Source organism: Chryseobacterium piscicola, assembly GCF_900156685.1.
In the GTDB taxonomy this organism is placed as follows: Bacteria; Bacteroidota; Bacteroidia; order Flavobacteriales; family Weeksellaceae; genus Chryseobacterium; species Chryseobacterium piscicola.
On record NZ_FTOJ01000002.1, the window covers coordinates 215689 to 230092 of the forward strand.

Sequence of the window (14404 nt, forward strand, 5' to 3'; positions counted from 1 at the left end):
ATTTTATAATTGAATTTCGTGAATATATAAATTTTTTGTGGTGTTGTCCCAATAAAACTCTGATTCTCCTTTTTGATAGATGGTAGAATTTTTACTGGGTTTAAACCATTTTGGTATTTTTATAACTCCTTTATAATCAGATTTTAATTTTGTTTGTATGTCTTCTGAAAAACTTGATTTGTGAGTGTCTAATTGATTGTTTTTTTTGAAATCTGCCCACCATTTGTCTGTGGATTTTAGGTGTATGTAGACTTCGTATTCTTTAAAAAAATGCCCAGATTCCCAGTATTTACCGTTTAATGTTTTCACTTCTTTTGGCAGCTCGGCATTTGTCCAGAGAAGAAAAATTTGCTCTTTATTATCGGTTTCAACTCCACAGTTTACTAATATTAATGATAAAAAAAATAGCATTAAAAAAGGTCTGAGATTTTTCATATCTCAAAAATAATACTTTCCTCATTGATCTTTTTTACTACACTTTCTGTACGTTCCCGATGTGTATCTGTAATAAAAATCTGTCCGAAGTTTTCCTGATTTACCAGTTCGATTAATTGCGAAACCCGGTTGTCATCAAGCTTATCAAAAATATCATCAAGCAATAAAATCGGCGTTTTTCCGGTTAATTCTTTTATCAAACTCATTTGAGCCAATTTTAATGAAATTAAAAACGATTTTTGTTGACCCTGCGAACCTATTTTTTTTATTAAAACAGAATTCATTTCAAACAAAAGATCATCCTTGTGAATGCCTTTTGATGTGTAAGTAAGCATTCTGTCTCGATCAATATTCTCGTGCAGTAAATTTCTGAAAACATTATCTGGCTGAGTGGCCTCAAAACCTTCCAGCAAATGAGATTCATATTGTACAGAAACAGTTTCTTTAGCCCCGGAAATGATTTTATAAAAATTCTGAACAATAGGGTAGAGTTGCGAAACAAATTCTTTTCTCTTTTCAAAAATTTTAGTTCCAGATTTTACTAGAGGCTCATCATAGATTTCTAGTGAATCTTTGTCCCAGGTTCTGTTTTTGGCAAAATATTTAAGCAAAGCATTTCGCTGTTGAACTGTTTTTTGATATTGAATTAAATCAAAAAGATAGGAAGAATCGGTCTGTGAAATCATAGAATCTAAAAACTTCCTGCGACTTTCCCCAGAATCTGAAATCAGATTAGAATCGTAAGGTGAAATCATTACACTGGGCAGATAACCGATGTGATCTGCCATTCGGTTGTAGCTCTTGTCATTTTTCTTGATTACTTTTTTAGTTTCTCTAGGCTGAAGAATTTTAATAATATCTTCAGCATCTTCATTTTGAATTTCAGCTTCTATAGTAAAGAAATCTTCATCATCCTGAATGTTATTCAAATCGCTGTTTCCCAAAAAACTTTTCCCAACCGAAAGATAATGAAGCGCATCGAGAATATTCGTTTTTCCCACACCATTATTTCCCACAAAACAGTTGATTTGTGGTGAAAGAACAAAATGTTGCTCTGCGTGATTTTTAAAGTTGTAAAGGGTAAGTTTGTTGATGGTCATTTTAAAAACTCTTGAAAAAATCTAAAAGCTGGAGGAATTTTTTTATGTCTAATAATTAATCTTTCAATTGTAGTCGCTTATTCTTTATACAACGGGTAATAATCTTTACAGATTTTTCTGCTCTAGAGTGAAATTTCTACTTCAATAAATAGAAATTGAACTGTATCTGTTGCATTGATACTAAATTCTCGATTCAATATTGTAGTATATTTTGCTGATCTGTTTAGATTTATCAAACATTATTATTTTGTACTGTTTTGAAAGATTCCAGCAGTTCAAATTTTTAGTAAAGATAAAGTTTTTCAAACAGAATTAAAAACAAAAAAGGAAGTGCAGAACAAAGCTCAACCCACAAAGAAAAATAAGAATCTTTGTTTGAATTTTCAGAAAAATAAATGAGAATAAAAGTAAAAATAGAACTCACAAAAAAAGAAAGTGAAAACGTGAATTCTAAGTAAAATACTGATAAAATAGTTGCTGCAAAAATTAAAAAATAAGCTAAATATTTTGTGTTTTGAACTCCAATAATCTTAGGAAAAGTCATTACCGTATCACTTTTCATATCCCGAATGTCAAATGGTAAAACTAAAGCGGTTATAAATAAAAAACTTATTAAAAAAATGGGAAAACTGAATTCTGGTAAAGTGAGCCAGCAATTCATTAAGCCCCAAATTAAACCAACATAAAATACCTTCAACAAAGGAATTTTTCTAATGTATGTTTCCAGAAAAGAAGAATTATAAAGCAATCCGAGTAGGATGATGAAAAACCATTTTAGCAAGCGTATTTCATTATGATTCAATATAATTAAAATTGCTGAAATGATTCCTGCAAAACAATTGAGCACCAAAATTGTAGGGAAATGCTTAGTATTCTGATATTTTGTGTAAAGATAACCACTAAAATAGGTGATGAATAAGAGCGCAACTGTAGGCCAGCGAAATGTATTTTGCTCAAGCATGAAAAATATTGCGAAAAAAGTTCCCATCATTGAGACAAAAATTTGGCTGTCTATGATGTATTTTTTCAGTAATTTTAAAGCATTCATTAAGACAAAAATAAGACCTATGAAAACTATATCCAAATGTCTTTTAGTATTATTTGTATTTTTGGGAACTTTATCTTTTGCACAGCAATATTATGATGTACAATGGAAAAAAATTGCAGAAGGTTACAAAAACGGTGAGTTTAAATCTTCTCTTCCCTTGATTCTTGAAATTCAGAAAAAAGCAATCAAAGATAATAACGCTCCACAACTCATTAAATCATTAAAAGCAGAGTTTGGGATTTACAAAGAAACCCATGACGACACAAAAAATGATTACGCCTCAGCATTTTTCAGAAAAATAAAAGAGACGGAAACTCAATTGAAAAATAACGACCTTCTGTTTTTTAAAATTTTAGAAATAGAGTTTTTTGAAGAATATTTTAACCGCACCAGATATGAAATACAGAATCGAACGAATACAGCCGAAGGAACGATTTTTGAAATCGAAACATGGACGAAGCTTGATTACAAAAATTATTACACCCAAAAGTTTGCGGAACTTCTTTTACTAGATGCGAAACTCAAAAATGTAAAGCTTGAATTTTATAAGGAGGCGCTTGGCGAGAACGCTGATTACGATTATTATCCCACTTTATATGATTGGAAACTGAAGAAAAATATTGATTTTCTGAATAATCAAGCTGTTTTTACAAAGGATGAGCTGGTCGCAAACAGAGCTGATATCAAGTCTTTGTATGAGAATCTAATCAGTTTTAATAAAGGGAATCCTCAACTTTATTTTCAGCATCAAAAACTGATGTTTGAAAACAATATTAAAACAGATGATAAATTTCTTCAAAAGCAAATTGATATCGTCAATTCTCCCGAAAATGGTGAATACAAAATCTTGATTGTTAAAAGTATTGCACAAGAACTACAACAAAAATCTGAATTTAAAGAAGCTATTCGCTGGATTGAGAAAATAAAAGCTGAATATCCAAATTCTAAACTGCTCAGCAACCTTGTTTATCTTGAAAATACAATTAAACAGCCTTTTGTGGGAGTTTTTTATGAAGAACACAACATTCCCGAAAAGCCGATTCACATCGTTGCTCAGCATAAAAATGCAGACCGTTTTGAAATTAAAATTTATCGGGTCAATGATTTTAAAAAACAATTGCTCTTCTTACAAAATATTAATTATGATGAATACTATAAAAAAATAGATAAAACGCTCTTTAGAAATGATGTTTTTGAAGTTCCTAATGAGAAAGATTTCAAACCTTACACTACTTCTTTGGAAATGAATGGCCTTCCCAAAGGTCTATATATCGGTGAGTACATCAATGGGAAAGATATTTCCAAATTTCTTTTCGTTTCCACTTCTTCAAGGGTGATTTATGATGAAAAAAAGGATTACATTCTTGTGGAAAGAGAAAATGGTAAAAGAAAAATCAATACTCAACTTCAAAGATATTATTTCAGAGATTACAAAAATATAAGCGATACTGAAATATTGATCCAAACCGATAATTTTGCAAAATTCCCATCGATAAAGAGTGATTACGATTATAATCCCTATTTAATTTATGATGCCGTTTCCGGAGATTTTAATATTTTAAATTCTGAATATGACGGAGAACGCAATTACCGCTACCATCAAGAGCTGTATCAGGTTTTTCTTGATAGAGAAATTTACAGACCCGGACAAACCGTTCATTTCAAAGTGATTGCCACAGCGCCAGATTATGATAAGTGCAAAGATTTTTTGCTTGTCAATCAGGAGCATGAGGTTACTTTGTTTGATGCTAACCATCAAAAAATCACATCACAGAAATTTAAGACAAACGATTTTGGTTCTTACAGCGGAAGTTTTAACATTCCAAAGGATAGGCTCAACGGGAAATTTTCAATCTATGTTTCTGGGAATAATTCTAACCAGAAATATTTTTCTGTAGAAGAATACAAACGTCCGAAATTTGAAATTACTTTTGATACCATCAGAAACGAATACAAATACGGACAAACCATTGAATTGAAAGGGAAAGTTGCCACATTTTCTGGAATTCCTCTCAGTAAAACGATGGTGAATTTTGATATTAAAAGAGAAAATATCCGAAATCGTTATTTTTGGTGGTATCCGAATGAATACAGCAACGAAAATTCAGTTTTAGGAAAAGCTGAAACGAATGAACAAGGAGAATTTACCATAAAAATTGACCTTAAAAAAGATGAAAACACCAAGGGAATTCAGGTGCATAATTATAAAGTAAATACAACTGTTACCGATCTCAACGGCGAAACCCAAAGTGCAGAAACCAATGTGAAAGTTGCTTCGGTTTCACATTATCTCAAAACAAATGCAATATCAGAAGCTTCTGCAAATGAAGATTTTAAACTAAAGGTTGAAAGCTTCAATTACAATGACGTTGCTTTGGATAAAAGCTATAAAGTAAAACTGGTACAGCTGAAACAGCCTGAAAGAATTTTTAGAAATAATTTTAAAAACAATATTCAGAATCTTCCGAAGATGGGAAAAGAGGAGTTTCTAGGCAAATTTCCGCACGACAGGTATGATCTGTCGGATGATCAAAAAAACTGGAAAGTCTTAAAAACTGTTGTTGACGAAACAAAATCCGGAAAAGAACTTAATTTCGGAAAACTGAATGCCGGCACTTACAGACTTTTGATTTACAATATTGAAGGTAAAGATTCCATCAAAACCGAACAGGATTTTAGTGTTTGGGACAAAAACCGTCTTGGGGGAAATCAGTTTCCGTTTTTAAAGGTAATTGGGTCAAAAACACAGGTTAAAAGAGGTTCTACAGTAATGCTTTATGCCTATTCCGCGATTCCGGACGCTGAAGTAAATATCTATGTGCAGGATGGCTTTGGAGCTCCAAAATTAGAAAAAAGAAAATTTTCAAACGGAATTATTGCATTTCCAATAACTATTTCTCAGGATAAAAACATTGAGAAATACAATATTCAGTTTGTTTTAGCGCAATACAACGATGTTCAAAACCAATACATCAATCTTAATATTAAAAATGAAGATCCTCCTTTGAAAATTCAATTGACCACCTTCAGAGATAAACTAGAACCCAACTCGAAAGAAAAGTGGAGCATTACAATTTTGGGAAGACAAAAAGAAAAAGTAGTTGCTGAAGTTTTGGCAAATATGTATGATAAATCGCTGGATAAATTTGTAGCAAACCAGTATTCATGGTCGAAAATTTACAGACCACGTAATGTTTTTAAAAACTACAATTTGGTGATTGTACCAACGCAGCTCTATTGGCATAAAAAAGTAGATTATCTAGAAACCAAACAGATTGTTTTACCACAACTGAAATGGTTTGATGAAAATGTTTTCTACGAATTAATGATAAAATATGGCTTAACCACAGATACAGATGGCGACGGCATTGATGATATGAAAGACGCCTGCCCAAATGTACCAGGTTTGGAAAACTATAACGGATGTCCAGTGCCACAGGCTATGTATACTCAAGAGGTTTCGGTTTCTGAAAAAAGATCTTCTGGCATGTTTGCTGATAATGATGCTGATGGTAATTTAGATAAAGGTATTGCCACTGCTGTTGATACCAAAAAACAAGAACTTGATCAGGTAAATCCAAGACAAAATCTCAATGAAACCGCGTTTTTCTATCCACATCTAAAAACCGATGCTCAAGGTAATGTAAGTTTTGAATTTACTACGCCTAAAGCCTTAACCAAATGGAAATTAATGTTTCTTGCTCATACAAAAGATGACAGAAATGCAGTTTTAGAACAAGATATTATGACCCAGAAAAAACTTTCTGTAACACCAAATTATCCTAGGTTTTTGAGAGAAGGTGACGAACTGAATTTCCAGACTAAAATTTCAAATCTTACTGAGAAATCTTTGGAAGGTGCAGTCTCACTTCAGATTTTAAATGCTGAAACCAACGAAGATATTTCTTCTTTATTTGAAATTACAGGATCAATACAGGATTTTAAAGTTCAGAATACAGGAAATGCTGTAGCAAGCTGGAAAATCAAAACGCCTTACAACAAAGTAAATTCCATCATCATAAAAGTGGTGGCAAAAGCAGGCGATTTCTCTGATGGGGAACAGATTCCGGTTTCAGTTTTATCTAACAGAATGTTGCTTACAGATGCAATACCAATTTTTGTAAAAGAAGGTCAGACCAAAACTTTTACGCTAGAAAGCCTTTCCAATCATACAACAGGAACTGCAGAAAATGTGAGAAATACTTTAGAACTAAAAACCAATCCGATTTGGGAAATTATTTTTGCTTTGCCAGATCTCAGCCAGTACCTGAATATAAGTTCGGATGATTGGTTTAATACTTGGTTTGCAGATGTGGTTGGTACAGAAATATTTAAGGCAAATCCTAGAATGAAAGCAGTTTTTGATGAATACAAAAGCGCTGATCTGCTGAAAAGTAATCTTGAAAAAAATCAGGAGCTGAAACAAGTTTTGCTTGAAGAAACACCGTGGGTTCTTCAATCTCAATCTGAGACGGAAACGATGAACAGGGTTGCGCGTCTTTTTGAAGTCAACCAGATGAAAAATTCTATTGCCAAAGACTGGAACATTTTACTGCGATATCAGAATGAAGACGGCGGTTTCCCGTGGCTTCCGGGATATGAAAGCTCGTACAGCAGTTCTTTATATATTCTTAAAAATTTAGGTAAAATGAATTCATGGCTTAAGGAAGGTATATCTGAATATCAGCCCAACGGACAGAAATATATGGTGGAAAGACTCATTGGATACGTAGATTCTCAACTCGAAAGATATTGGAAAGAAACCGAAGACAATCCTTGGAGCAATTTTGCGTTAGATTATTTAGATACCCGCCGCTATTGGGAAAAAGAATATCCAATTTCCGGAAAAGGAGAAAGATTAAAACAAATGATTATCGACAGAGCCAATAAATTTAAAGTAACAGATTTAACGTTTTATGGAGTACATCGTGCAGCCCTTATTTATGATAATTACGCATTGAAAGACACGTCTAAAAAATTAATTAATTATTTAAAAGAAACTTCTGTTTCATCTGAAACACAAGGCGCTTACTGGAAGAAAAATCTCAACGATTGGGGCTGGTATGAGTCTAAAGCCGTAAATCATGCCGGAGCTATTGAAGCATTGGAGAAGATTACACCAAACGATATTAATTTTATTGAAGAATCTAAAATCTGGCTGGCTACACAAAAAGAAACCAATTCGTGGGGAAATTCTAGAACTACAGCAGAAATAATCTATATTTTGATGAATTCTGGAAAATCTTGGACGACGCCCGAAGCAGATAAAGCCACCGTCATTTGGGGTGGAAAAGAACTTGCCCCCCAAACCAAAACCACAGGCTTCCTGAAACAGACAATAAATTCAGATAAAATAAATCCGAAACTGGGACAAGTTACGGTAAGCAAGCCTGGTCCCGGAATTGTGCAAGGTGGTTTATTCTGGCAATATTATGAAGATATCAACAATGTAAAATCTACTGAAACTTATATTTCTATATCAAGAGAGTTTTATAAAAAAATAAAGACTACAAATGGCGAACAATTGCTTAAGATAACAGAAAAAAGTCCGTTGAATGTGGGTGACCGCATTACTGTAAAGATGATCTTAAATTCAGACAGGCCTATGCAGTATGTGCATCTCAAAGACATGAGAGCGGCCGGATTGGAGCCTGTAGATGTGCTTTCTGGCTACCAGTGGAAAAATAATCTAGGATATTATCAGACAACAAAAGATGCTTCTACCAATTTCTACATATACTATATGCCAAAAGGAAAATATGTATTTGAGTATGATTTAGTGTGCAATGCTGCAGGAAATTTCTCCAGCGGTTTTGCCACCCTCCAAAATTATTATGCACCTCAAATGAATGCCCGAACAAAAGGCGATAAACTTGAAATTAAAAACTAAACATCAAATATGAAAAGCATTAAAATCATTCTTATTATTCTGTGTTTTGGAATTTTCAGTTCCACTAAGGCTCAGAATTATTATGAAACCCAGTGGAAAAAAGTTCAGCAAAACTCGAAAGCAGGGAAATTCAAAAGCAATCTTCCCCTCATTACAGAAATACAAAAACGCGCAATGAAAGAAAATAATGTATTACAAATTATTAAAACGCTAAAGGCGGAATCTCTAGTCGTGAGTCAAACTATCGAAGACGAAAACAACGATGTTTCTTCAAAATTTTTTGCCAAAATTAAAGCGACACAACAGCAATTGAAGGGAGACGACAAACTTTTTTTCACAATTTTAGTTTCTGGATTCATAAAAGAATATTTTGAAGAATACAGCTGGAAAATCAATCAGTTAACCAATATTGATAACCAAGATGTTTCTGGTATTGAAACATGGTCTAAACTTGATTTTAAAAATAATCTTGCTCAATCTTATCAAGAATTAGATCAGCTGAAATCTGATTTTAAAAATATTAAATTTAAAAAATATAGAGATATTTTCTACAATACCGCCAATGCAGATTATTTCCCGACTTTGTATGATTGGTATGCTATGGAAAAAATTAATTTTCTGGGTAATTTTAGTTTTTTCACTAAAAATGAACTAGCGGAAAATAAAATTCAGATCAATGCTATTTATGATGACTTAATCGCTTCAAATTCAGGCAATTCAAAGCTCTATTTTTTGCATCAGAAACTAAGTGAAAATTGTGGTTATAATGCCTGCGGAAATAAGATTGACCAACTTCAAGCAATTGCAAAATCATCTGTGGAAGGCGATTATAAAGTTTTGATATACGAAGAAATTGCTCATCTTTTAATTGAAAAAAATAACCAAAAAGATGCTTTAGCAATCATAGAAAAAGCAAAGAAAGAATATCCCAAATCCTTGTTTTTAAATAATATAAAAAATATTGAAAACGAAATAATAAATCCCTTTTTACACATTAGCTATGAGAAACAGACGCTGCCCAATGTGCCCATTCATATCTCAGCGGAATTTAGAAACGTAGAAAATTTTATCTTTAATATTTATAAGATTGATGATGTAAATGAATTTTTCTTGTACACACAAAGAAATTTTTTTGATAAAGTGAAAAAATCGTTGGTAAAAAAAGAAACTTTCAAATTAAATGATCCGAAAGATTACCAAAACCACAGAACTTCTCTGGAAATTAAACCTTTACCTGCCGGAATTTATATCGCCGAGTATTGGGTTGAGAATGATAAAAAAGATTTCAAAAATCAGAATTTTTACTTTTTGGTTTCAGAAAACAGAATTATTTATCAGTCTAAATCAAACAAAGGAAATCTTTATGATGATTTAAAATTGGTAAAAAGTGAAGATGGACAAACAATAAATGAAGAAAATTTAATTATTTATGAATATTTGGATGGCAAAAAATTGTCTAATTCTAAAGTTTTAACCGATAAAAATGGTGTTTTTAAACTTCCTGTTACCGACAAAAAAGAATTTTACCGAAATTTCCTCATTCATCAACCCAAAACCAATAGTTTTCAAGCTATGGACGTTCATGGAAATTATGATGATAATCAAAACAATAAACGTCCGAATGAGCAAAAGGCACAAATTTTCTTAGACAGAAAAATTTACAGACCCGGACAAACAGTTTATTTTAAAGTGATTACCACAGGATTCAACGGAGAATCTCAAAAGGTAAAAACATTGGAAAAACTTGCCTTAAATATTAGTTTAGAAGACGCCAATAATGATGAGGTACAATCTCTGAAGCTGGTAACAAACGAGTTCGGATCGGTGAATGGAAGTTTTTTGCTTCCCAAAAATAAACTCAACGGAACATTCTCAATTGCTGTGGATGATGTTGACGATAATTCAAACTACTCAATTGACGGTAGAATTGATTTTCTGGTTGAAGAATACAAAAGACCGAAATTTGAAGTCCTATTTGAACCCATAAAATCAGAATACAAATACGGAGAAACTCTAGAATTGAAAGGGAAAGCAATGATGTTTTCTGGTGTAGCTTTAAGCAATACCAAAGTAAATTATGAAATCAAAAAACAAAATATCCGGTGGAAATATTTTCCATGGTATCCTAATGAATACAACGACGAAAATTCAATCTTAGGCGAGTTAATTACAGATGGTAAAGGAGAATTTACCATTAAAGTTGAATTGAAAAAAGATGAAAAAATTGAAGGAATTCAGATTGATAATTTTGTGTTCAATGCTTCAGTTACAGATATTAACGGAGAAACCCAATCTGCAAATACCAATGTGAAGGTAGCGTCGGTTTCACACTACATCAAAACAGATGAAATAAAAAATGTTTTTGATGATGAATCTGTAAAACTGAAAGTGGAAACGAAAAATTACAATGAGCAAAATCTTAAAAAATCTTATCAGGTAAAACTTTCAAAATTAAAATCTTCCGAACGTATTTTCAGAGATCTATTTAAGGATGAAATTCAGGATTTGCCACAATTTTCTAAAGCTGAATTTTCTACAAAATTCCCTCACGACCGATTTGATAAAAATGATGAAAGTAAAAATATTCAATCTGTAATTATCAGCAAAACTGAAAATGAATCGAATGACGAAAGTTTAAATCTCGGCAAACTTGAAATAGGAAATTACGAACTAGAATTATTTAACATCGAAGGCAAAGACACGATAAGAACTAAGAAGAATTTTTCTGTTTTCAGTAAAAAATCTGTCGGGAAAAATCAAAATATTTTCCTCGAAGTTGTGCAGCCGAAAACAGAATTAAATCGTGGGGAAACTGCTGAAATTTACATTTATTCTTCAATACCGAACGCTTTGGTCAATGTTTTTGTTCAAAATGGCGTTACTCCGGTTTTGAGCTCAGTTCACAATATGAAAAACGGTGATCTTAAATTTCCAGTTACCGCTCCGCAAGATGAGAAGGTTTCTAATCTCAATATTAGTTTTCAAATCGTGGCTTTTAATGATATTAAAACAGAAATTGTGAATTTTAATGTTATAGATAATTCAAAAGATATAACGATTGAAACGGTGACCTTCAGAGATAAAATAGAGCCCAATTCTAAAGAAAAATGGTCTGTAAAAGTTGTGGGTAACAATAAAGAAAAAATTAGCGCAGAAGTTTTGGCGAATATGTATGATATGTCTTTGGATCAATTTAGTTCCAATAGATATCTATGGAATTCAATGAGGCAGATCAATGATAATTTTTATTATTATTCAACTAGAAACGCCCTTGAAGAAGTGTCTTATGAAAAAGAGTTTGATTATTTACGGCCTACAGTCTTTGGCAACCCTGCATTCAGCTGGATTTATGATGGAGATGCGTACATGGATGATAATCTAATCTATGCTGACAGCGCCGGATTTAAAGCTGAAATGGTGTACAATATAATTCCAGAACCTAGACCAAATGCTAAAGTTTCAGCGGCTGCACAAGAGGTAAGATTGCCCAGTATGAGACTAAGTGATGAAGCAATTGATATTGTAAATTCTGGTAGATCTTTAACTAAAGCAGAAAAGATGGCATATACAGATGTCATCGATAATACTAAAATGGAGGAAAGTTTAGCTAATACAGTTCCGGTGCGCAAAAATCTCAACGAAACCGCATTCTTCTATCCCGATTTGAAAACCGATAAAGAAGGAAATATAAGTTTTGAATTTACCTCTCCGGAAGCATTAACCAAATGGAAATTAATGTTCTTGGCTCACACAAAAGATGCAAGAGCTGCAACTTTAGAAAAGCAGGTCGTTACACAAAAAGAATTTTCAGTAACGCCAAATTATCCTAGATTTTTAAGAGAAGGTGATGAGTTGAATTTTCAATCTAAACTCTCTAATCTTACCGATAAAAAATTAAACGGAACGGCTCAAATTCAGATTTTAGATGCGTTGACCAACGAAGATATTTCAGAAAAATTCAGATTAAATAAAAGAGTCCAGAATTTTGATTTAATAGAAAACGGAAATTCAGCATTAACCTGGAAAATTGTAGTTCCGAAAGATGTTTCATCCATTATTCTGAAAGTGGTTGCCAAAGCTGGAAATTATTCTGACGGCGAGCAAAAAGCAATTGCTGTTTTACCAAACAGAATGCTTGTGACAGAAGCTGTACCGGTTTTCGTAAAAGAAGGAGAAACCAAAACTTTCGAACTTCAAAACCTTAAAAATAATACTTCAACAACCGTTACGAATGTTTCGAACACCTTGGAATTGACTACAAATCCGATCTGGGAGATTATGTTTGCCCTTCCAAGCCTGAAAAATGATCAAAACAATTCTGCGGATGTCGTTTTTAATAAATGGTTTGCCGATGTTTTGGCATCAGAAATCTTTAAAGCCAATCCGAAACTGAAAACTGTTTTTGAAGAATACCAGGCTAAAGGATTATTACATTCAAATCTTGAGAAAAATCCTGAGCTGAAACAAATCTTGCTTGATGAAACACCATGGGTTTTGGAAAGTAAAAATGAAAATGAACAAATGCAGAAATTAGCCTTGCTTTTTGATGCCAATACGATGAAAAATTCTATAAAAAGTGATTGGGAAGAACTTAAAAAACTGCAGAATCCTGATGGTGGTTTTTCTTGGTATTCTGGATATCCGAGTTCGTATTCTACCTCGCTTTATATCTTAAGAAATTTAGGAAAAACCAATCTTTGGTTAAAAGATAATGTGAGCGATTATCAAAGTTCAGAACAAAAAGAATTGGTTCAAAAAATGATTCAATATGTGGATCAGGAAGCGGTAAGATATGATGTGAAAAAAGAAAATGTATGGACCAATTGGACTTTAGATTATCTCAACGCAAGAAATTACTGGGAAAAAGAATATCCTTTGAACGGAAAATCTGCCGTACTAAAAACTCTGGTAAAAGAGAAAGCGAAAACAGCAAAAATAAGCGATTTCACATTCTTCGGATTGCATCGTGCAGCATTGTTGATGAACGATTATGGTTTAAAAGAGGTTTCCGAAAAATTATTAACTTATTTAAAAGAAACTTCGGTCGATTCTAAAAATCAAGGCGTTTATTGGAAACAAAACCTTGATGAATGGGGTTGGTTCGGTTCAAAAGTAGTGAATCATGCAGGTGCTTTGGAAGCATTTAACAAACTAAAACCAAACGATCAGAAATTCATAGAAGACATGAAAATCTGGCTCATTACTCAAAAAGAAGTGAACTCTTGGGGCAGCTCCAGAGGAACTGCAGAAGTGATTTTTACGATTTTAAATTCTGGAAAATCCTGGACAACTTCCGAGGGCGATAAAGCAACCATTATTTGGGGCGGAAAGCAACTTAAACCTGAAACGCAGGCAACCGGTTATGTGAAATCTTCATTAAAAGCGGATCTTGTAGATGAAAAATTAGCAACAGTAACCGTTACAAAACCAGGTCCCGGAATTGTGCAGGGCGGATTATTCTGGCAATATTATGAAGACTTAGATAAAATAAAATCTTCTGAAAATTACCTTTCAGTTGCAAAGGAATTGTACAGAAAAGTAAAAACGGTGAATGGTGAAGAACTAAAAAAAATAACACCAGAAATTCCTCTGAAAGTGGGAGATAAAGTAACAGTAAGAATGATTTTGAATACCAATCGTGCGATGGAATTTATTCAGATAAAAGACATGAGAGCAGCAGGATTTGAGCCTTTAAATGTAATCTCTGGCTATCAGTGGAAAAATAGTTTGGGTTATTATCAATCTACAAAAGATGCTTCTACAAATTTCTACATTCAATCAATGCCCAAAGGAAAATATGTTTTTGAATATGATTTAATTTGCAATGCTTCGGGAATTTTTTCCAACGGAATTACTACGATTCAGAATTATTATGCTCCGCAGATGAATTCAAATACAAAAGGTATAATAGTAGAAATTAAAGAATAACTA

Annotated in this window: 5 protein-coding genes; 2 read left to right on the forward strand and 3 right to left on the reverse strand. The window is 32.8% G+C overall.

From position 1 onward, the window contains the following. Positions 1-3: 3 nt before the first annotated feature. The 3 genes from BW939_RS05005 to BW939_RS05015 form a co-directional block, all read right to left on the reverse strand. Positions 4-411, reverse strand: coding sequence for a hypothetical protein (locus BW939_RS05005; RefSeq protein WP_123891535.1), 408 nt, complete (start codon positions 409-411; stop codon positions 4-6). Positions 412-431: 20 nt separating this feature from the next. Further along, on the reverse strand, positions 432-1535 hold the full coding sequence (gene recF, locus BW939_RS05010) for a DNA replication/repair protein RecF (protein WP_076450473.1): 1104 nt from the start codon (positions 1533-1535) through the stop codon (positions 432-434). Positions 1536-1818: 283 nt separating this feature from the next. Then, complete coding sequence (locus BW939_RS05015) at positions 1819-2583, reverse strand: UbiA prenyltransferase family protein (protein ID WP_105170165.1); 765 nt, start codon at positions 2581-2583, stop codon at positions 1819-1821. 19 nt (positions 2584-2602) lie between these two features. Here BW939_RS05015 and BW939_RS05020 point away from each other — a divergent pair, with 19 nt between their 5' ends. Both BW939_RS05020 and BW939_RS05025 read left to right on the forward strand, forming a co-directional pair. Next, positions 2603-8473 carry an alpha-2-macroglobulin family protein gene (locus BW939_RS05020; protein ID WP_076450832.1) on the forward strand — a complete coding sequence of 1957 codons (5871 nt, stop codon included), beginning with the start codon at positions 2603-2605 and terminating at the stop codon, positions 8471-8473. Between the two features lie 9 nt (positions 8474-8482). Continuing rightward, positions 8483-14401, forward strand: coding sequence for an alpha-2-macroglobulin family protein (locus BW939_RS05025; RefSeq protein WP_076450475.1), 5919 nt, complete (start codon positions 8483-8485; stop codon positions 14399-14401). The last annotated feature ends 3 nt before the right edge of the window (positions 14402-14404 follow it).

Excerpts from the sequence above, each read along its gene's own strand:
- BW939_RS05005 (WP_123891535.1), bottom strand. The coding sequence starts at position 411 with ATGCTATTTTTTTTATCATTAATATTAGTAAACTGTGGAGTTGAAACC.
- recF (WP_076450473.1), bottom strand. The coding sequence starts at position 1,535 with ATGACCATCAACAAACTTACCCTTTACAACTTTAAAAATCACGCAGAG.
- BW939_RS05015 (WP_105170165.1), bottom strand. The coding sequence starts at position 2,583 with ATGAATGCTTTAAAATTACTGAAAAAATACATCATAGACAGCCAAATT.
- BW939_RS05020 (WP_076450832.1), top strand. The coding sequence starts at position 2,603 with ATGAAAACTATATCCAAATGTCTTTTAGTATTATTTGTATTTTTGGGA.
- BW939_RS05025 (WP_076450475.1), top strand. The coding sequence starts at position 8,483 with ATGAAAAGCATTAAAATCATTCTTATTATTCTGTGTTTTGGAATTTTC.